The sequence below is a fragment of the Pseudomonas sp. MF4836 genome (assembly GCF_002018875.1).
In the GTDB taxonomy this organism is placed as follows: Bacteria; Pseudomonadota; Gammaproteobacteria; order Pseudomonadales; family Pseudomonadaceae; genus Aquipseudomonas.
On record NZ_MVOL01000008.1, the window covers coordinates 109,993 to 129,275 of the forward strand.

The window sequence follows — 19,283 nt, forward strand, 5'->3', positions numbered from 1 at the left end:
ATGAAACTTCCTTATCCCCCGGTCATTCTGCTGCTCTGTGGGCTGTTCACCCTGGCGCCGGCCCTGGCCGACAGCAGCATTCACCTCGACACCCCACGCGGCGGCTGGCGCACCGGCGCGGCCGATAACGAACTGTTCGAGCAGACCGTCAATTACCCGGCCTCATCGGTCAACACCCCGGCCGGCCAGTCCGACACCGCGCGCATCAGCGGCCAGATCAAAGGCGCGCCCAAGGCCAGCGGCGAGCCGGGCAAACTGATCGTCAACGGCGTTGCCATGCCCCTCAAACTGGATGGCGAAGGGCGCTTCGATCGGCCGTTTTCCTTTACCAACGGCAGCAACAGCGTGGAAGTGCGCAGCGCCGATGGCCAGCAACGCAAGCGCGTGCAGTTTCTCAACAGTGGCGGCGGCGCCACGCCACCGAAGTTGCGGGTGCTGCTGTCCTGGGACAGCGACAACACCGACCTCGACCTGCACCTGATCACCCCAGACGGCGCTCACGTCTGGTACGGCGACCGCGTGGCGCCCAACGGTGCGGCCCTGGATGTGGACGTGACCACCGGCTACGGTCCGGAAATCTTCGCCATGCCGGCGCCGCTCAAAGGCCAGTACCTGGTGTACGTGAACTACTACGGCGGCGGTTATCGCAGCACCGACGATGACGACGAAAGCCAGTCTGACGCGGTGCAGCCGCTGACCACCGCCCAGGTCACGCTGATCACCGAGGAAGGCACGCCGAATGAAAAGACCGAGTCGTTTATCGTGCCCATGCGCGCTCCGGGTGAGCTGACGCTGGTCAAGCGCTTCAGCTACCCGTGACGGCGCCGTGCAAGGCACGCGGCTGGTGCGCGGTTCTGGCCCTGATCTGTGTGCCGGCCATGGCGGCGACGGTGGAAGTGGGCAATCAGAACGGGTGGTCCGCCTCGGCTTCGGGGCCTGCGGTGGCCGTGATGCACCTGGACGGCTGCCAATTCAGCCTGCCACTGGCTGAGCAGCAGTCCCTGACCTTCGTCACTCCCCATGCCTTGTTTATTGAGGCAAAGCGCGGCGATCGGGCGCGCAACCGACCCTATCTGTGGCAGGCACAAACCAATTCCGGCTATGCCTGGAGCTTCAGGAAACCCGGTGCACGCCAGAACAAATGGTTCGGCCTGATGTGCGACAGTCCGGAGTATTTCAGCTTCCAGGGGCCGTACACGCCGGACCCGGCGCAAGAATACAACCCGGCCATCGAGTCCCTGCGCCAGGACAGTGAACACAAATGCCCGGCCACCCTCACCGGGCACGGCTGGGTCCCGAGCCCCCAGGCCGGCCCGGCCAACAGCTATGTGTTCAAACCCCTGCAAGGGGCCAACTGGAGTGGCTTTATCTTCGGTTTTCGCAACCCGGGCCGGGCCAGCTTCGGCCGTGTCAGCTTCTGCCTGGTGCACGGCGATAACGTGCTGCTGGGCGCCGCGGAAAACGATCCACAGCCTCTGGAACTGAGCCCGCGGACCTTGGCCGAGATCACCGCTATCGTGTCCTCGATCACCTTTCCCTGAATCAGTGCGTGCGCTGGCAGGGCGCCAGCGTGATTTATTGCCGCAAGACAATACGACTCGCCCGGGCTTGCTTTGCAATGAATCACCGTTCATTGGCAAGGAGATGCACATGGGGGCTTTTCAGTCGTGGTTGAAGGTGTGTGTGGTGGCCTGCGGTTGTGCCGTCACCTCGGTACTGGCCGGCGGCGCCGACGGGTTGCAACGGGTCAAGGTGGAGTTGGTGACACCGCCCCAGGTGCATCCCCATGACCAGGTGGTCAGCGGGCCGCCGAAAGTCATGCAGTTTCACATGCGTGTCGAAGAGAAAAAGATGGTCATCGACGACCAGGGCACCACGCTGCAAGCCATGACCTTCAACGGGTCCATGCCCGGCCCGACCCTGGTGGTGCATGAGGGCGACTACGTCGAGCTGACCCTGAGCAACCCGGCCACCAACACCATGCCGCACAACATCGACTTTCATGCCGCCACCGGGGCCCTGGGCGGCGCGGCGCTGACCCAGGTGCTGCCGGGCCAGGAAGTGGTCCTGCGCTTCAAGGCCGACCGCAGCGGCACCTTTGTCTACCACTGCGCACCGGCGGGGATGGTCCCCTGGCATGTGGTCTCGGGCATGAGCGGGACCTTGATGGTGCTGCCCCGTGACGGCTTGAAAGACCCAGGCGGCAAGCCCCTGCACTATGACCGCGCCTACACCATCGGTGAGTTCGACCTGTATATCCCCAAGGATAAGGACGGGCACTACAAGGACTACCCGGACCTGGCCTCAAGCTACCAGGACACCCGCGAAGTGCTGCGCACCCTGACCCCGAGCCATATCGTGTTCAACGGTCGGGTCGGCGCGCTGACCGGCGCCAACGCGCTGACCGCCAAAGTCGGCGAAAGCGTGCTGTTTATCCATTCCCAGGCCAATCGCGACAGCCGTCCACACCTGATCGGCGGCCATGGTGACTGGGTCTGGACCACCGGCAAATTCGCCAATGCCCCGCAGCGCAACCTGGAGACCTGGTTCCTTCCCGGCGGTTCGGCCCTGGCCGCGCTCTACACCTTCAAGCAACCGGGCACTTACGTGTACCTCAACCACAACCTGATCGAAGCCATGGAGCTGGGTGCCCTGGCCCAGGTCAAGGTCGAGGGGCAGTGGGACGATGACCTGATGACCCAGGTAAAAGCCCCGGGGCCGATAGCACCGGTCAAACCGTAGGTTGAGGGGAGGCTGCGCGGCTGCTGCCAGCGCACATCGGCAGCGCAGGTCGGTCGCTTCGACGACCTGCGTTCAGCCGCAATCGGTGCTTCTTTTGACGGCGGCGGCCGGTCAGTCGCTCTGGTCGGCGGTGGACAGCACGTCGTCGATCTTCCAGCAGCCCTTATCCTTGATCATTTGCACATCAAGGATCTGGGTGGTGTCCGGGGTGCTGCCCAGGGTGACCTGCTCCTTGGCGCTGGAGCCCTGGATCTGCGGCTCGCTGACCTTGATCTGGGTCAGCCATTCATCCATGTAGTCCTGGGCCTTGAGGAAGTAGTCCTCTTCCAGGCCATCGGGGCTGGCCATCTGCTTCTTGATCTTGGTGATCAGCGCGTCCGAGACATACTTCTTCATCTCCGGGACGCTGTCGGTCAGCGGATCCTTGTCCTGGCTGTAGGTTTGCAGATACCAGTTGTAAAACGCCTCGGTGACCGGCTTGGGTGAACTGGCGCAATCCGCCAGGGCCAGTGGCTGATGCAAGGCGACGGCAGCCAGCAGCGAGCAGAAAAGCATTCTCATGGATGACCCCTTATGGATGGCGATAGATTTTGTAGTCGGGTTTCTGCACCCGATAGGAATGCCCCGGGTAGAAACCATGCAACTGCTTGAAGTCTGACACCCAGAGTTTGCCGTTGAACATCGCCATATGCCCATGGGGATGGCCGGGAATGGGCTGGATGATCACCACGTCGCCTGCTTCAGGGGCCTGGCCGGCCGGCTGCTCGACAAAACCGGCGGAGGTCAGAGATGAGCCAAAGTCCTTGGCCGAGTGCTTCCTGTGCAAAATCACGCCACCGCCGCCGGCTTCGATCGCCTGGCGGGTATAGGCCGCACAGCGCCCCGTACTGCCGGCGTGAGCATGCGAGTTCAAGTGATTGATAGCGGCTTGTTTATTCCACATTCCTTGTCATCCGAGAGTCCTTGAGAGCGGGGAGTTTATGCGGGCGATGGCACTGCCGGAAATACTGGCCAAGTGCCTTTTTATTGGGGCTTGGGGGATGGGTCACAGTTCATTCAAGCGCAATCAGCAAGATCAGGCAGGTCGCGCCCTCAGGGGGATGGGCGCAACGGTCACCTGACTCAGCCTGATTGGGCCTCCGCTACCCTCCGCGGCACCGCCTGGGCCCGATTGCGACCCTGCCCCTTGGCACCATACAACGCCTGATCCGCCTGCGAGAGCAGGCGTGGCAGCTCGTACCCGGCCTCCTCACTGGTCACCACGCCGATGCTGACGCTGAGCAAGCCAGGTTCGAGCATGGTCAGCCGTGCGAAGCCGTTGCGAATGCCCTCGGCCACCGAAAGTGCGCTGGCTTGATCGGTATCTGCCAGCAGACAGGCGAATTCTTCGCCGCCAATACGGGCAAACACATCATGGGTACGCAGTTGCTGCGCCAGCACCTGGCTGAAGGCGATCAAGGCCAGGTCGCCTGTCTGGTGGCCAAAGTTGTCGTTCAGGCGCTTGAAGTGGTCCAGGTCGCACAGCAACAACGCGACCGGCACCTGACGCTGCTGACAGTCGAGCAGGGCGCGCTCGGCACCGAGCATAAACGCGCGGCGGTTGCCGATGCCGGTCAGGGCATCACACAGGGCGGCGGCCTTGAATTTGAGTTCGACCCGCTCCTTGACCATGGCCAGGGTCACGTAGGCAATGCCGATCACATACAGCATCGACTCGAACAGCATGAACGAGAAAAACGGCACCCCTTCGCCATCGCCGGTAAGCGCCTGGTCCAGGTGGGAATGCCTGATCGACAACGCTGCGTACGCAATATCACATTGCCCGTAGCAACGAAGCCATAAAGAGCGCGTCAGTGGTTCTAAAAGCTACTTCTGTATTAAATAAGGCCTCATGAGAACTTTAACCCTGTTTTGAATATTTTTAGAAAGTGCTACATCGGTCAACAAAGAAACTACATAAAATTTGAAGCGGTTTGGTTTCGTGTGCCCTCAATGAAAACTAAAAAAGGCCACTGATGTAATGATTTGTTGGAATAAATCGGCTTTTTGTAATGAGAGGTGCGCTATGCAATCGGGATTCATAGCTTGTACGGTGTGTTCTATAGGCGGGTGAGGTCGATCTTAAGTAATAGGGGAAGTTAAAGCTTATATGTGTAAGCGCTATAGCCTTTGGTAAGCCGAAGGGTTGAAATACTATTTATTCAAGTTTTTACTGGCTTTAGAGGGTCTATTTCAGACTTGTCTTATTTTTCGGGTGTGTATGGGGGGTATTATCAATCATCTTGAAAAGAAAATTTTGTGTGCTTTACGAGATGCCTATGTCAGGTCGGACGTTGCTCTATTTAGCAGTTGATCCATCAGTTGGCCTTCAAAATAGTAAACGAAAGTTGATTGGCTTTAGCCATTTATGGCAAAGGATAAGGCGCGCTTTACGTTGAAGGAAACTTAATATGCAAGAGTGTTTTGCGGGCCTAAATGTGCGTATGAGCTCAGAATCACATAGTAATGAGCTGGCTTGTGCAGTTAAGGATGCGAAGGTCGCTATACTTATGTGTACATATAATGGCTCATCATTTCTTACTGATCAGATTCGATCTTTTGAAGATCAAACTTATCGTAATTGGATTCTTTATATCTCTGACGATGGTTCGAAAGATGGGACGCTGGATTTACTGCGGGAATCTACGAAGCAGTGGCAGACAGGTCTAATTCAAACTTTTAATGGGCCTCGGCGAGGTTTTGCTGCCAACTTTCTCTTTTTGACATGTCACGCTGATATTGAGGCGGACTTTTATGCGTGGTCGGATCAGGATGACATCTGGCGAGAGGAAAAGCTCCAGAAAGCTCTTGATTGGCTCGGTAAAGTACCAAGTCATATTCCTGCGATCTATTGCGGACGAACAAAGTTGATTGGAGCGTCTGGAGACGTATGCGGTTTTTCTCCAGAGTTCGGCCTTCCTCCGCACTTCTGTAACGCATTGGTTCAGAACATTGCGGGTGGTAATACTATGGTTTTTAACCAGGCTGCACGCATTCTTCTTCAAGAGGCAGGTGATAATCTTGTTGTACCGTCTCATGATTGGTGGGCATATCAGCTTATTTCTGGGGCTGGAGGTTCAGTTTTTTATGACCCTGAACCCATGGTTTTATACCGTCAGCATGATGGAAATTTAGTGGGGAGCAACTCGAGCTTTTTCGCGCGCTTAAAAAGAATGTGTATGGTTTTAAAAGGAAGTTTTTGTGAGTGGAACGACCAAAATATCCAAGCTCTTGAAGCATTAGAACATCGATTGACTAAAGAAAGTAAGTACACGTTGGCTTGTTTCAAGTCCGCAAGAAAGCAAAGATTTTTTTTAAGGTTTTTTATGATGCGACAAGCGAGGTTGTATCGTCAGACACTGTATGGGAATTTGGGGCTGATTTTCGCTATTTTGCTAAATAGAGTTTAAGCCAATAACGGCTGAAGTGAGCGAGAATTGATGTCTGTTCAATGTGATTTTTTTGAGTGTCTAAATACGTGTATTTCCTGATTTTGGTTGCAATAGGATTGATGCACGTTGTTGTTCGCAAGTATGCAATTAATGTTTGAGCTAGTGAGGCAGTTTTCTTATGAAAGATTATTCCGCTTCTCCAGTGGAAGCTTTCAAATCTGCGTGGGGGAATCGTCGACTAATTGGTGTTTTAACAAAGAGGGAAATTCTTGGTAGGTATCAAGGTTCAATGTTTGGATTGCTTTGGTCTCTGTTCAATCCAATATTGGTCCTGGGGATTTATACCTTTGTTTTTAGCGTAGTGTTCAAGGCGCGCTGGAATGGAGGTGGCGACTCAAAGGCCGAATTTGCACTGGTTTTGTTTGCAGGGCTAATCGTTTTTAATCTGTTTTCAGAAATTGTCAGCCGGGCACCCTCGTTGGTTTTGTCAAATGCGAACTATGTGAAAAAAGTAATATTTCCGTTAGAGGTTCTTTCAATCGTTTCTTTGGGAGTTGCAGTTTTCCATTCTTTGGTCAGTCTGCTTGTTTGGATGGCATTCTATAGCATTTTTATAACTAGGCCGCCGCTTACTATATTCTTAGTCCCTCTTATACTCATGCCGATCGTGTTTATCTCGTTAGGGGCTAGCTGGTTGCTATCATCTCTTGGGGTGTTTTTCAGAGATGTATCGCAGGTTATTGGGGTCACTATCACGATGCTGCTTTTTATGTCTCCGGTTTTTTTCCCGGTATCAGCGTTGCCAGAAGGATATCAGACACTTCTTTATTTCAATCCCCTTACTCTATCTATCGAATTTATGAGAGAGGTGATGGTTCAAGGGCAGCTTCCTGACTTTGAAAAATTCGGATTTTATTTTTTTGAAAGCCTTGTTTTTTCCATGATTGGTTTTGCTTGGTTTCAAAGAACTCGCAAAGGATTTGCCGATGTCCTGTGAATTCGCGATTAAAGTAGAAAATATTAGCAAATGCTTTCACGTATATGACGCGCCGAGGGATCGACTCAAACAGTTCATACTTCCGCTTGTTCGAAGTTTTCTGCGACTAAATAAGAAAAAATATTACCGTGAGTTTTGGGCGCTGAAAGATGTTTCTTTCGAAATCCGGAAAGGCGAAATCATTGGGGTGATTGGTGGTAACGGCGCAGGTAAATCAACGCTCTTGCAAGTAATCTGCGGTACCCTCGATAGTACTTCAGGCACTACCCAGGTCAATGGCAGGGTTGCAGCGTTACTGGAGCTGGGAGCTGGTTTTAATCCGGAATTTAGTGGGCGGGAAAATATATATCTGAATGGAAGTATTCTTGGGTTGAGCAAGCAAGAAATTGATGCTCGATACAATGAAATAATTGACTTTGCTGACATCGGATCTTTTATTGAGCAGCCAGTAAAAACCTATTCGAGCGGAATGTATGTCCGTCTCGCTTTTGCAGTTCAGGCTTGTATTGAACCCGATATTTTGATTGTTGATGAGGCATTGGCAGTAGGTGATATAGGTTTTCAATATAAATGTTTCAAGCGTATTGAAAGACTGAGGGATATGGGTACCACCATTTTAATGGTTACTCATTCTACTGGTAGCATTTTGGAATATGCCAACCGCTGCCTGGTCATTGCGAATGGACAAGTGATAAAAGATACGAACGACGTTTTGTCGGCAGTGTTAACGTATGAAAAAGGCATGGTTGATTCTCAGTCGAAGCCGAATGATTTAATTTCGCGGTATAAGTTTTCAGATGACTGTTCTTTGGAACAGTTGAAAAGGTTTCAGGCGTCGGAGCTTAATATTGAGACCAGTGAGAAAAGATTTGGATCTGCACGGGCCATCATTAAAAGCATGGAGGTGTATAGGGCTGATGGTAGTAGCATATTAGAGCGGCCTATTGTTAAGTCGGGTGAGGTTTTACGTTTTTCATTTCTTATCTGGTCTTCAGAAAATATTGAAGAAGTAGTCTTGGGCTTGTCGCTCAGCAAAGCTCAAGGCGGTGATGTCTGGGGAGATAATAATCTAAGTGCAGGCACGGCGATAAAACTACGTGAAGGACAATGCCAGATTGAGTACACGGTTTGCCTTCCTCTTAGCGCCAGTGAGTATCTGGTCCACTGTGGACTTTCGTGCACATCTTTTGGAAAGCGGGAAGAGCTTGACCAGCGTAGACCTATGCAGCGCTTACGGTTTTGGACTCCTCGTGAGCAAGTAGGTGTGGTTTATTCTCCAATTACTATTAATATAATAGATTTATAATGCTGACTATATTTTTATCTCCCTTTCCGTTTCGCGGCTCGGATGCTCCTTATCTCTGGATGTTTTACAAGTATTTGCAAGAGTCCAAAGAATCCCTGCACTTTATAATGTCACCTTCTTATCTTCAAGGTGAACAGCACTTTTCGGAGGCCCAGCGCTGGGAAGTTGAAACTGCGTCTTTTGAAAGCTTGGGTTATGAGTTTCCCAGCGAAACGGTATTGGCAAGGCACCGTTTTAGCCATATCCAAGATAACATCTTTATGCAGTTGTTATCTATGTGTGGTGATAATCCTATTCTTGCCTTTAAAAGATTAGTGACAGAGCGTATACCTTTTCTCGAGGTCGAATTTAAACGGATATTATCTGCCCCTGAATTGCTAGGTTGCGAGGTAATACTATCCTGCTTGAATTGTCCTTCACTAGAAGCTGTTGCCGAGACATATAAGATTCCCGTCATTCATATTGAATTAGGTCCACTTCGACCGCCAAATTATCGCGGGACTGCCTATTTTGATTTTACTGGTGTTAACGGGAATACGGAGGCTGAAAGACGTTATCTCGACGCTGTGGACGAAATGGGTGAAGAGGAGATCACCGTTGAGGAGCTTAGAGCGTTCTTCATTTCTGCTGATTATGATTTTTCTCCTTGCTCATCTGGAACTAGCGTCGGCGTTCCTTTGCAAGTTGAAGATGATTCAAACTTAGTCGCCTTTGGCAGCAGCTACGATAATAGCTCGCTGATTGCATATTCCAATTGCTTTCGTAAAAAAGATATTCTTGTGCGGGTGCATCCAAATAGCATTTTTACTATTAATAAAGGTGGCTTCGAAATAGACGAATCACCTAATAGTCTTGAATTTATATCAGCGTGCAAAGAAATTATCACTATAAACTCCAGTGTCGGTCTGGAGGCTTTATTGTTTGAACGTAAGGTCACCCTTTTGGGGGACAGCTCTTTTGCATTTTTAACTCAAGGGAGTTCATGCGAGGGTAACGTCAAGCGTCTAGCATTTTATATGTTTTGTTATCTAATACCGTTCAATTCTGCATTTGATCCTAACTATATTCGATTTCGACTGCAGAGCCCTTCAGCGCTAGAGATACTCAAGTGGCACATGCGTGCGTATGGATATATTTTTGAAGGAAAGAGCTCTCTCATAGGTATTATGAAGCGTGGGGTAGTGTATTGTAATATGGAAAAATTGAAGCAGTTAAATAGCCGTATAACCGAGGGCATCGGTAGACTTGGCGCCGAGAAGCAAGAACTTTTACAAAGGCAGCAGGAATTGCTGAAAATGAATGAAGAATTGTCTTTGTCTAATCAGCTCTTAGCCGAATCTAATCAAGATCTTGCCAGCGAAAGAGAGAAACTTACCCGTACTATTACTGAGCAGTTTGAAAGAGGTAGGTTTCTGGATGAAATTTTGGCCAGCTCTTCATGGAAGGTCACTGCACCCTTACGAAAAAGCAGGCGATTATGGTATTCGCTGATATGTGCTTTAAAAGTAAAGGCTGTAAAGGCAGGACATGCACTCAGAGTGATAAAGTCCGAGCCGCAGATTCTTTTACGTGCAATTCGCTATATTTTTAATAACGGATTTACGGCGTCCTCTAGCCGGGTAGATGATCTTCTCAATATTAAATATTCAGTGGAAACGTCTTTAAGTGGCTTTAAGCATCAAGCTGTCACTCATGTGTTAACAACAAAGCACTGTGTTTTCGTTGCTGAACTAATCAAGCGAAATATGGAAAAGGCAGGTTTTCTAACGGACATAATTTTTGAGGCACCTTTATGCGGTTTTGACTCCTCTCTTCATTTTGTCATTTGCCCACAAGTTTTCACGGTGCTACCGGGTAATTATGTGGCATTTCAAATGGAACAGTCAGTCAGCTCTCGTTGGTTTGAAGAAAGCTACATAAAACTGCTTGAAAATTCGTATGCGATCTTGGACTACTCTCTCCTAAATATTAAATTTCTTCAGGAAAAAGGCTTAAGTTTAAAGCAAATATATTATGTTCCGATCTCATATAATCCGTACGTTTCAGAATCTACTTGTCTGAGTAAGGAATATGATGTCCTTTTTTATGGCGATACAAACAACGAGCGGCGTCAAAGATACCTTGCTGCACTCCAGGGAAAATATACGGTAAAGGTCATTGATAACGTATTTGGCGAGTCTCTTTATCGGGAGATCGAAAAGGCAAAAATAGTTGTCAATATTCACTACTATGAAGACGCACTTCTCGAAACGACTCGTATTTATGAATGTCTTTCAAGGCATGCCTTGGTTGTTTCGGAGCGCAGTTCGGATATTACTGAGCATAGTAATCTTGAGGGTGTTGTAGAGTTTTCTAAGATTGGCGATATCGATGATATGGTGCGGCGAATCGATTATTGGTTGTCCAGCGAAACTCGCCGGGAAGAAAAAATTGCTAAAAATAAGCAGGCGCTGCTATTGGCTCCTGATTATTTTGAGTATTATTTCCATAGGTTTTTATTGGCCACCGATAGTATTTGTTTTGATAAGTTTTACGATATTGCTGGTCATAATGTAGAGTTTTATTCTGAGTTTGTGTGCCTTGGTCTTCCTGAGTCAACAGAGCGAAGAGCGGACTTTGAAAAAGATAACAGGGTAGGGTTTCAGTACTTTCCCGGATTGCGACATAATATGGGGTGGGTCGGGTGCGGGCTCAGCTATAAATTTATTTTGCGCAAAGCTTATGAGCAGGCACTGAAGAAAATTACTATTTGCGAGGACGATGTTGAGTTTTGTGATGGCTGGAAAGAAAAGCTTGACCGAATTCACCAGCATCTCGAAGATCAAGGAGATAGTTGGGATATAGTCTCTGGCCTGATTGCTAACTTGCATGCTGAGACTAATGTTAGAAAGATCGAGTCGATTGGCGGATTAGAGTTGGTTCATATCGATAAGATGACTAGTACTGTGCTTAATACCTATAGTTCGAGGGTGTTCGATAAGGTGATGAGGTGGGACGAGAATTATCGAGATCCTTATAAGAATACTATTGATCGATTTATTGAGAATCAATATGGCATCGATATTGTGACTACATCACCTTTTCTTGTCGGTCACAAAGAGGAGCTTATGTCGACGTTATGGGGGTTTCAGAACAGCCAATACACCGAGATGATTGCCACTAGTGAGTCACTGTTACGAGAAAAAGTAGATATGTTCAAATCGGAAAATATTTTGAATTGAGTGTCGTCACTTTATATCCTCGCCTGTCAGCCTAATAAAGTTTTTGATCATTGTGAGAGGGTTGACCTAGAGGCGGATTATTTCGAAATGAGAGCCTCCGATTAACTTGAAGCTTGCATGAGTGAGTTGAAAGAAATTGATTCAGATCCGGCTATAAGCCTTTGGGCTGCCGGCAGTAGTTGTTGATCCTTTTCGACTACTCGAGTGTGGGCGGTGATTCGATTTCGCCCCTTCAAGGAAATGTCCCACACAAGGCATTGCCCTGGTATCTGTGCATCAGCGGCGCCATAAACATGAAGGGGCCGCAGGCGTAGAACGTCGAGGTCATGCTCTGGCTGGTGTAAAGCAGCGGTTTTTCTACGCCATAGACGTTCTTGCCATAGGCAATTTCGCTGTAGGACTCACAGACCGGCAACTTGAGCGGAATCGGAATAATCACGACCAACAAGGTGGTGCCGCACCATTCGCGGGTCGAGGGCGATTTTTCCGAACGGGTAATCAGCGGTTTTTCGTTGTAAGAGGTGAGCTGATCGTGGGCGCTGGATTTGCTCGTGGTTTTACTGGTGGTGTCGACCCAGGCACCCACACAGCCCGTCAGGCTCAAGGCAAGGAATGCTGAAACAGGAATTTTTTTCATGACAAGCCTGGAAGAGGAAGGAGCATCAGCCCGCGGTCGTGCGTTGCGCTGAAGCGGTGGGCAATCATACGGGGCCCGTGGTGTTTTTCGAGCGACTTCGCATCTTCTTGATAGTCAGCCGTGCAATGGCTGCAGGTTGGCGTCTCTGTGGCCGGGCAAGCGCAATAGCTTGGGCGCCACAGCCGGATGTGGTGTTAAATACGCGCCCGGAAATACCCCGTGGCCAATGTCCAGTCGGCATGCTCCTGCTGTGGCGAGCTGCGTGGGGGAGGAATCTGCTCACATTCACACGGATGGAACCCCAATGCCCACACCTGCCCCACAACCTGTGTCTTCGGGCCCGTCACGCCTGCTTGTGGCCTCGTCACTGGTCGCCATTTTCGGTGTGCTGATCATGTTGCTGCGCATCGCCCAGCAAAACTACATGCTGGCCATCGGCGCGGCCTGGGTTGCCAACGGCCTGACGATGATCTTTCACGTCCTGTACTGGATGCGCTACGGCCTTTCTGGCGCTTGCAAGGCTGCGGTTATCCTGCAAATCGTGATCAGCGTGGCCCCGCTGTTTCTAGGGTCGTTCGGGATGGCCCTGGTGTTTCTCATGACCGGTGGTGAGCTGCGCTTTTGGTGAGGCGGACAATGCCGGAATGAGCGTGCATTGGAGGGCGGCCAGCTTTTTTTGCCTTGTGCGCAGAGGCTTGGTCGCTGGGCCTGCAGTTGCGTACCCCCGATCTGGCATCCAGTGCGATATACAATGCCACGGCCGTGTTCTCCTCATAGAGGGTTATTCCGATGCTGCTACGACATCTGCGGTACTTGCTGGCGGTCGCCGACAATGGCGGCTTCACCCGCGCCGCCGAGGTGCTGCACGTTTCCCAGCCGACCCTTTCCCAACAGATCCGGCAACTGGAAGACAGCCTCGGCGTCAGCCTGTTCGACCGCACCTCGCGTACGGTCAAGCCGACCGATGCCGGCCTGGCCTACATCGCGTCCGCGCGTCGGGTACTGGTGGAGCTGGAAGCGGGCAAGCGGGCGTTGCACGACGTTAAGGACTTGTCCCGTGGCAGCTTGAGGCTGGCCATGACTCCGACCTTTATGCCGTACCTGGTGGGGCCGCTAGTCCGGGATTACATCAAGCGCTACCCGCATATCCATCTGGAGGTCTTCGAGTTATCGATGGACGACATCGAAATCGGGCTGGCAGATGATTCGCTGGATATCGCGATTGCGTTTGAGCAGGTCAGAAACACCGACATCGAATCGATCCCGGCGTTTATCGAAACCCTGGGCTTGATGGTCGGGCGCGATCACCCGCTCTACGACTGCCAGATCGCGTTGAGTGTCGAGCAGGTTGCGCAACTGGATTTCGCACTGCTGACCGCCGATTTCGCCACCCGTTTGTGCATCGACGAGTATTTCGCCACGGCGCAGATCACGCCCAAGGTGGTGATTGAGGTCAACTCGGTCAACACCCTGCTGGAAGTGATTCGCCACACCGGCGTCGCCACCATTCTTCCGGAGTCCATCGCCACCCAGGATCGTGGCCTGCACAAGCTGCTGTTGCAGGATAAGGTGCCCCAGCGTGGCGTCTCGATCCTCAGGCGTAAAAACAACTACCACAGCGTGGCGTCCGTCGCGTTTAAGGACCTGATGCTGGAAACGGCGGCGCTCAACTAGCTCGCGCCGTTATCCAAGGGTTGGCGGCCAATGCCTCACGCTGCCGCTTTGCCGATGCGGCTCTGCACGGCGCAGGTATCGGGGTGCTTGGCCAAGGGCTTGAAGCTGCGATGATCGGCGTCCAGGGCATCCACCGAACCGGTCTCGATGTCGTAGACCCAGCCATGCAAACTCAACAGGCCTTTTTCCTGAGCCAGGCGCACGCTGGGATGGGTCTGGATATTGGCCAGCTGGGCGATGACATTCTCCCGAACCATCGAACTCACCTTCGCCGCTTCGCTTGCGTGGGAGCGCGACTCGTTGATCACCTTCGCCGACTCGGCATGCTGCAACCAACCGGCGACAGCGGGCAGGTGATCCATGCATTTGCACTTGGCGACGGCCGTCATGGCACCGCAATCGGAATGGCCGCAAATCACAATATCTGTCACACCGAGCACCGCCACGGCGTACTCCACCGTCGCCGACACACCGCCCGGGTGCGGGCTGTAAGACGGCACGATGTTGCCGGCGTTGCGCACTACGAACATTTCACCGGGTTCTTGCTGGGTCAGCAGTTCCGGCACCACACGGCTGTCGGAGCAGGTGATAAACAACGTGCCGGGGTGCTGGGTGGTCGCCAGGTGCTTGAACAGGTCGGAGCGCTGAGGAAACGCTTCGCTTTGAAACTTCAGGAAACCGTCAATTAGCGCTTTCATAGAGATAGCTCGCAGTAGTAGGGGGAAGGGTGACGCTCAATTGGAGCAGCCGTTGCCGAGCACGCTGTACTCCAGGACGTGGGTCTGGCCTTGGGAGTCGCGGTACGTCATGTGCATTGGCGCCGGGCCGCACACATCTGGCACGGGCGACATGCTCAGCACTTGGGCGATGTCCAGGTGCATGCCGTAGGTGTAGGCAACCACGTCCGCAGGTGCCGCAGATGCCTGCGCATAGGCGCAGAGCGAGGTCGTCAGGGCCAACGCGAAAAGCAGATTTTTTTGCATGATCAGTCCTCCAGTCAAAATTGGTGGTGGGAAAGAAGAGGCGTGCGTCAGGGTTTGCAGCGGGCCCGCAGCAACTGCGGGCCGGTGACAGGTCGAGGTGCGCCGTTAGAAAGGACGCAGCGGCAAGAACTTACCGTCGAGGGTGATCACGGCGCGGTGACCGCCTTCCGGGTCTGCAACTTTCTTCATGTCCAGCTTGAAGTTGATCGCGCTGATGATGCCGTCGCCGAACTGCTCATGCACCAGGGCTTTAAGGGTGGTGCCGTAGATCTGGATCATCTCGTAGAAGCGATAGATGGTCGGGTCGGTCGGCACGCCCGAGAGGCTGCCGCGCAACGGGATGACTTGCAGGCGGGCCACCGAATCGGCGTCCAGCTCGAGTTTTTCGCCGATCACCTTGGCCGCGCTTTCTGGCAATGGATGCTGGCCCAGCAGCGCCGCGGTGACATACGCCAAGCCAAGACCGGTGCCATCCGTCAGATCCTGCCAGGACAGGTTCTTACGCGCCTTGGCATCGAGGATGCCGGTGGTCAGTGCGAGGCTCATATCTTTGTAGGCGTGGGACTGTTGCATGGTGGTTCTCCTCTGGTTTGCAGGTCGGTGTTGCTGTGTGTGGAGCTATCTTCTGTCGTTTGATTGATAGCGTCCAAGACCGATATGCGATTCTTTATATAGGCATATCCTATAGTTTGGGCTCGAAGTTTTGGTCATCGGTGCAGGTGCAGGTGCAGAGGCGCAGGGAGGGGAGATCAGCTTGCGCTTGCGCGTGACCTTGTGGCCGATGCTTTCGATGTCGGCTTTCGCTCTGTTCAACATCAGGATGGTTATCTGGTGGCCCGGCCACCGCGATGTGCCTCTGCGCCCCCGAACGTTGGTGACTTTTTCCCTGGAGTGGCTCGCATTGCAGAACCAACTTCACGTTGCCTAAATGTCCGGAGCCGTAGGCGTTGGAGGCCATGGGATAAACGAAAGCCTCACCGCTGAAAAAACGAGGCGGCGGATGGGGTTTTGAAGGGGGATAGGTTTTTTGCAGGCATTAAAAAGCCGGCTTGTGGCCGGCTTCTCGGGGACTGGCTTGGTTCATTTTTGGTAAACCGCACCAGCCTTCAAAACGTACACCCAGCTCTTGCGTCTGGCTGTGGGACTTGGCGAGAAAATCATCCGCTTCGTCGTGCGATCTGACCGCGGAAGGGCCGATGCGCAAATGTGGGGCGCAGCATACGCATATTTGCCGCAAATTCCCAGCGCAAAGGGCCGGCCAGAGGCCTCGAGAGCCAAAATAGTGCAACGGAATTTTACCTGCCCCAGGCACCGGGTTTCTGGCATGCACAAAAAAGCCCCGAATCACCGGGGCTTTTCCTTGCAGCTTACGACTGGAAGCTTAGCGCTGCTTCTCAGCCTTTATAGGCTGCAACCGACTTCATGATCTCGGCACGGGCTGCGTCTGCGTTGCCCCAACCGTCGATCTTCACCCATTTGCCTTTTTCGAGGTCTTTGTAGTTCTCGAAGAAGTGCTTGATCTGTTCCAGCAGCAGTGGCGGCAGGTCGGTGTATTCCTTCACGTCGACGTACAGCTGGGACAGCTTGTCGTGTGGTACCGCGATGACTTTGGCGTCGCCGCCACCGTCGTCGGTCATGTTCAGGATGCCCACCGGACGGGCGCGGATGACCGAGCCTGGGGTCACTGGGTACGGGGTCACGACCAGCACGTCGAGGGGGTCACCGTCGTCGGCCAGGGTGTTGGGGATAAAGCCGTAGTTGGCTGGGTAGAACATCGGGGTTGCCATGAAACGGTCAACGAACAGGCAGTCGCTGTCTTTGTCGATTTCGTACTTGATCGGCGCGTGGTTGGCCGGGATCTCGATCGCGACGTAGATGTCGTTCGGCAGGTCTTTGCCAGCCGGAATCTTGCTGTAGCTCATTGGGCGGTGCCCCCGTTAGATGACCAAATGACTTGGCCGGATTGACCAAAAAGTGGCGGCGATTATAGACACACTCCGCTATCGATGCCACGTACCAAGGGTCGTACAACGCTTAGTCGTGTGGCCGATAGACCGGATCTTCGGCCTGAAGTTGCCGCAGCCTGGCGAGCGGATTCTGCCGGTAAAACAGCTGCAACTGTTCATAGACTTTCGGATAGGCCTCGTTGAGCAGATCCGGGGCGCTGAAGAAGTATTCGCTGGTGACGGCAAAAAACTCGGCTGGGTTTTCCGCGGCGTAGGGGTCGATGGCGGTTTCGGCGTCCGGGTTCTGCTCGAGTTGGCGGTCGAGGTCGTCGTAGGCTTCTTGCATCACCTGCGCCCAGTCGCTGACCCGCATATCGCTGTGCAGCGGCGGCAGGCCGTTGGCGTCGCCGTTGAGCATGTCCAGCTTGTGCGCCAGTTCGTGGATCACCAGGTTGTAGGCTTCCCAGCCGCCGCTGGCCAGGACTCCGGGCCAGGCCAGGATGATCGGCCCTTGTTGCCAGGCTTCGCCGCTGTGTTCGCCGTCCCACTCGTGCTCGACACCACTGGCATCGCGATGGCGCTGGGGGCTGAGGAAGTCGTCCGGGTAGAGGACGATTTCATGGAAGCCCTGGTACCAGTTGAGGTCACCCAGGTGCAGCAATGGCAGTTGGGCCTGGGCCGCCAGCAGCAGACGCTGTTCCTGATGCAGTTCTACGCCGGGGAGGGCGGTCAGGTGTTTTTCATCGAGAAACAGCACGCTGGCTTCACGCAGCCATTGGTCTTCGGCCGGGGTGATGCCATCGAGGAAGGGCAAGTGCTGGCGCACCCGCTGCCAGGTGTCATCGGCAATCGGATGCTTGGCCAGGATGCGCTTGCGGCGCCAGGCACTGAGGGACCACATGCCGGTCAGCGCGGCTCGGCGTTTGACGTCGAGCGGCCAAAGCGGCTGCGGGCCACGCCGATGATCATCGGGACCAGGGACAGGAGAATGATGCCCACCACCAGCAACGACAGGTTTTTCTTGATGAAGGGCACGTTACCGAAGAAATACCCCAGGGTGACCAGGCCGCCTACCCAGAGGATGGTGCCGGCCACGCTGAAGCCGAAGAAGCGCGGGTAAGGCATCCGCGCCACGCCGGCGACGAACGGCGCAAAGGTGCGGATGATTGGCAGGAAGCGCGCCAGGGTCACGGTCTTGCCGCCATGCTTGTCGTAGAAATCGTGGGTCTTTTGCAGGTAATCGCGGCGGAAGATCTTCGAGTTCGGGTTGTTGAACAGGCGTTCGCCCGCTGTTCGGCCGATGACATAGTTGGTGCTGTCGCCGAGGATCGCCGCCAGCATCAGCAGGCCGCCCAGCAGCACCGGGTCCATGCCGCCACCCGCGGCCACGGCGCCGGCGATGAACAGCAGGGAATCACCCGGCAGGAAGGGCATCACCACCAGGCCGGTTTCGCAGAAGATCACCAGGAACAGAATGGCGTAGATCCATGGGCCGTAATTGGTCACCAGCAAGTCGAGGTAGACGTCGAGGTGCAGGATGAGGTCGATCGGGTTGAAATCCATGGAGGCACCTGTGGTGACGGCCCGGCTCGGCGGACCTGTGCAATGACTCGGGGTAAGGTCTTACAGCGAGGGCAGACGTTTCTTACTTGCCGAAAAGGTCAGTATTATAAAGTGTGAACTGTGAAATGCGCGTTGAGATTGTAGCGGGGCGTTTCGAGGGCCAGGCATCGTTTGACGGCGGGCAGAGGCGGGAAATTCGATAAATGCCACAGCGGCCCGAAGGCCGCTGTCGAGCGGATCAATCATCGCTGATGGGCAATACGTAGTTCTTGAACTCGGTGTCTTCGCGAAAGCCGATGGACTCGTAGGTTTTCTGCGCCACTTCGTTATCGCTGCTGGTGGAAACGCGCATGCGCACGGCGTGGGTTTCCTTGGCCATTTTCTTCGCGGTGCGGATCAGGTTGTCGGCCACCAGTTGGCGCCGAGCGTCTTCAGCGACGTAGATGTCGTTGAGGATCCATACACGCTTGAGGGACAGGGACGAGAAGCTGGGGTACAGCTGACAGAACCCGAGCAGTTTGTTGTCGTCATCGGACAGCGCCAGGTAAATCACCGATTCCTTGCGGCGCAGGCGTTTTTCCAGAAAGGCCCGGGACGAGTCCGGGTAAGGCAGCGCGCCGTAGAATTCGCGGTATTTGACGAACAACGGCGTCAACAGGTCCAGGTGTTCCAGGGTTGCTTGAGTAATCCGCATGGTAGGCCTCAACAGCAAGTGGATATGACGGCAAACGGTTCATTACTCGGGGCAGCCGTGTTCGGATGCTGCCTAAAGCTGGAAAAAAG

General features: G+C 53.4%; 19 protein-coding genes and 1 pseudogene. 9 read left to right on the top strand and 11 right to left on the bottom strand.

Annotated elements, in window-relative coordinates; genetic code table 11:
• The 3 genes from MF4836_RS19395 (at nt 1) to nirK (ending at nt 2,742) form a co-directional block, all read left to right on the top strand.
• Entirely contained in the window at nt 1–819 is an 819-nt protein-coding gene (locus MF4836_RS19395; RefSeq protein ID WP_078471615.1) for a YfaP family protein, read from the top strand.
• Nucleotides 816–1,541: a hypothetical protein gene (locus MF4836_RS19400; RefSeq protein ID WP_078471616.1), complete on the top strand. Its 726-nt coding sequence runs from the start codon at nt 816–818 to the stop codon at nt 1,539–1,541. The genes MF4836_RS19395 and MF4836_RS19400 overlap by 4 nt, the downstream gene beginning before the upstream one ends.
• A 109-nt stretch (nt 1,542–1,650) precedes the next feature.
• Complete coding sequence (gene nirK, locus MF4836_RS19405) at nt 1,651–2,742, top strand: copper-containing nitrite reductase (RefSeq protein WP_078471617.1); 1,092 nt, start codon at nt 1,651–1,653, stop codon at nt 2,740–2,742.
• 111 nt (nt 2,743–2,853) lie between these two features.
• On the opposite strand, the gene MF4836_RS19410 is transcribed toward nirK, so the two are convergent.
• The 3 genes and pseudogenes from MF4836_RS19410 to MF4836_RS19420 form a co-directional block, all read right to left on the bottom strand.
• Nucleotides 2,854–3,303 carry a DUF3828 domain-containing protein gene (locus tag MF4836_RS19410; protein ID WP_078471618.1) on the bottom strand — a complete coding sequence of 150 codons (450 nt, stop codon included), beginning with the start codon at nt 3,301–3,303 and terminating at the stop codon, nt 2,854–2,856.
• A gap of 10 nt (nt 3,304–3,313) precedes the next feature.
• Nucleotides 3,314–3,685: a cytoplasmic protein gene (locus MF4836_RS19415; RefSeq protein ID WP_078471619.1), complete on the bottom strand. Its 372-nt coding sequence runs from the start codon at nt 3,683–3,685 to the stop codon at nt 3,314–3,316.
• 179 nt (nt 3,686–3,864) lie between these two features.
• Nucleotides 3,865–4,555 (bottom strand): annotated as a pseudogene (locus MF4836_RS19420) (GGDEF domain-containing protein); the annotation flags it as partial.
• A gap of 637 nt (nt 4,556–5,192) precedes the next feature.
• Here MF4836_RS19420 and MF4836_RS19425 point away from each other — a divergent pair.
• The 4 genes from MF4836_RS19425 to MF4836_RS35085 all read left to right on the top strand — a co-directional run bounded on the left by MF4836_RS19425 (nt 5,193) and on the right by MF4836_RS35085 (nt 11,697).
• Nucleotides 5,193–6,191, top strand: coding sequence for a glycosyltransferase family 2 protein (locus tag MF4836_RS19425; RefSeq protein WP_338013627.1), 999 nt, complete (start codon nt 5,193–5,195; stop codon nt 6,189–6,191).
• 160 nt (nt 6,192–6,351) lie between these two features.
• On the top strand, nt 6,352–7,170 hold the full coding sequence (locus MF4836_RS19430; protein WP_078471620.1) for an ABC transporter permease: 819 nt from the start codon (nt 6,352–6,354) through the stop codon (nt 7,168–7,170).
• A complete protein-coding gene (locus MF4836_RS19435; RefSeq protein ID WP_078471621.1) occupies nt 7,160–8,476 on the top strand; it encodes an ABC transporter ATP-binding protein in 1,317 nt (438 codons plus the stop codon). Before MF4836_RS19430 ends, MF4836_RS19435 begins: the two co-directional genes overlap by 11 nt.
• Nucleotides 8,476–11,697, top strand: coding sequence for a GT99 family glycosyltransferase N-terminal domain-containing protein (locus tag MF4836_RS35085; protein ID WP_153050246.1), 3,222 nt, complete (start codon nt 8,476–8,478; stop codon nt 11,695–11,697). Before MF4836_RS19435 ends, MF4836_RS35085 begins: the two co-directional genes overlap by 1 nt.
• A 232-nt stretch (nt 11,698–11,929) precedes the next feature.
• Here MF4836_RS35085 and MF4836_RS19445 read toward each other — a convergent pair whose 3' ends face one another.
• On the bottom strand, nt 11,930–12,334 hold the full coding sequence (locus MF4836_RS19445) for a hypothetical protein (protein WP_238596164.1): 405 nt from the start codon (nt 12,332–12,334) through the stop codon (nt 11,930–11,932).
• A gap of 394 nt (nt 12,335–12,728) precedes the next feature.
• Here MF4836_RS19445 and MF4836_RS19450 point away from each other — a divergent pair, with 394 nt between their 5' ends.
• Nucleotides 12,729–12,962, top strand: a complete 234-nt coding sequence (locus MF4836_RS19450) for a hypothetical protein (RefSeq protein ID WP_238596165.1) — start codon at nt 12,729–12,731, stop codon at nt 12,960–12,962.
• Nucleotides 12,963–13,123: 161 nt separating this feature from the next.
• The gene (gene cynR, locus MF4836_RS19455; protein ID WP_078471625.1) at nt 13,124–14,008 is read left to right on the top strand and encodes a transcriptional regulator CynR; all 885 of its coding nucleotides are present in this window, start codon (nt 13,124–13,126) and stop codon (nt 14,006–14,008) included.
• Nucleotides 14,009–14,043: 35 nt separating this feature from the next.
• On the opposite strand, the gene MF4836_RS19460 is transcribed toward cynR, so the two are convergent.
• From MF4836_RS19460 to MF4836_RS19495, 7 genes are all read right to left on the bottom strand, one after another.
• Entirely contained in the window at nt 14,044–14,706 is a 663-nt protein-coding gene (locus MF4836_RS19460) for a carbonic anhydrase (protein ID WP_078471626.1), read from the bottom strand.
• Nucleotides 14,707–14,742: 36 nt separating this feature from the next.
• On the bottom strand, nt 14,743–14,991 hold the full coding sequence (locus tag MF4836_RS19465; RefSeq protein WP_078471627.1) for a DUF2790 domain-containing protein: 249 nt from the start codon (nt 14,989–14,991) through the stop codon (nt 14,743–14,745).
• Nucleotides 14,992–15,096: 105 nt separating this feature from the next.
• Nucleotides 15,097–15,564, bottom strand: coding sequence for a cyanase (gene cynS, locus MF4836_RS19470; RefSeq protein ID WP_078471628.1), 468 nt, complete (start codon nt 15,562–15,564; stop codon nt 15,097–15,099).
• 821 nt (nt 15,565–16,385) lie between these two features.
• Nucleotides 16,386–16,913: an inorganic diphosphatase gene (ppa, locus tag MF4836_RS19480; protein ID WP_003176323.1), complete on the bottom strand. Its 528-nt coding sequence runs from the start codon at nt 16,911–16,913 to the stop codon at nt 16,386–16,388.
• A gap of 112 nt (nt 16,914–17,025) precedes the next feature.
• On the bottom strand, nt 17,026–17,838 hold the full coding sequence (locus tag MF4836_RS19485) for a zinc-dependent peptidase (RefSeq protein ID WP_078471630.1): 813 nt from the start codon (nt 17,836–17,838) through the stop codon (nt 17,026–17,028).
• 5 nt (nt 17,839–17,843) lie between these two features.
• Nucleotides 17,844–18,500, bottom strand: a complete 657-nt coding sequence (locus tag MF4836_RS19490; RefSeq protein WP_020295256.1) for a DedA family protein — start codon at nt 18,498–18,500, stop codon at nt 17,844–17,846.
• 238 nt (nt 18,501–18,738) lie between these two features.
• The gene (locus MF4836_RS19495) at nt 18,739–19,194 is read right to left on the bottom strand and encodes a GNAT family N-acetyltransferase (protein ID WP_020295257.1); all 456 of its coding nucleotides are present in this window, start codon (nt 19,192–19,194) and stop codon (nt 18,739–18,741) included.
• Nucleotides 19,195–19,283 lie beyond the last annotated feature (89 nt).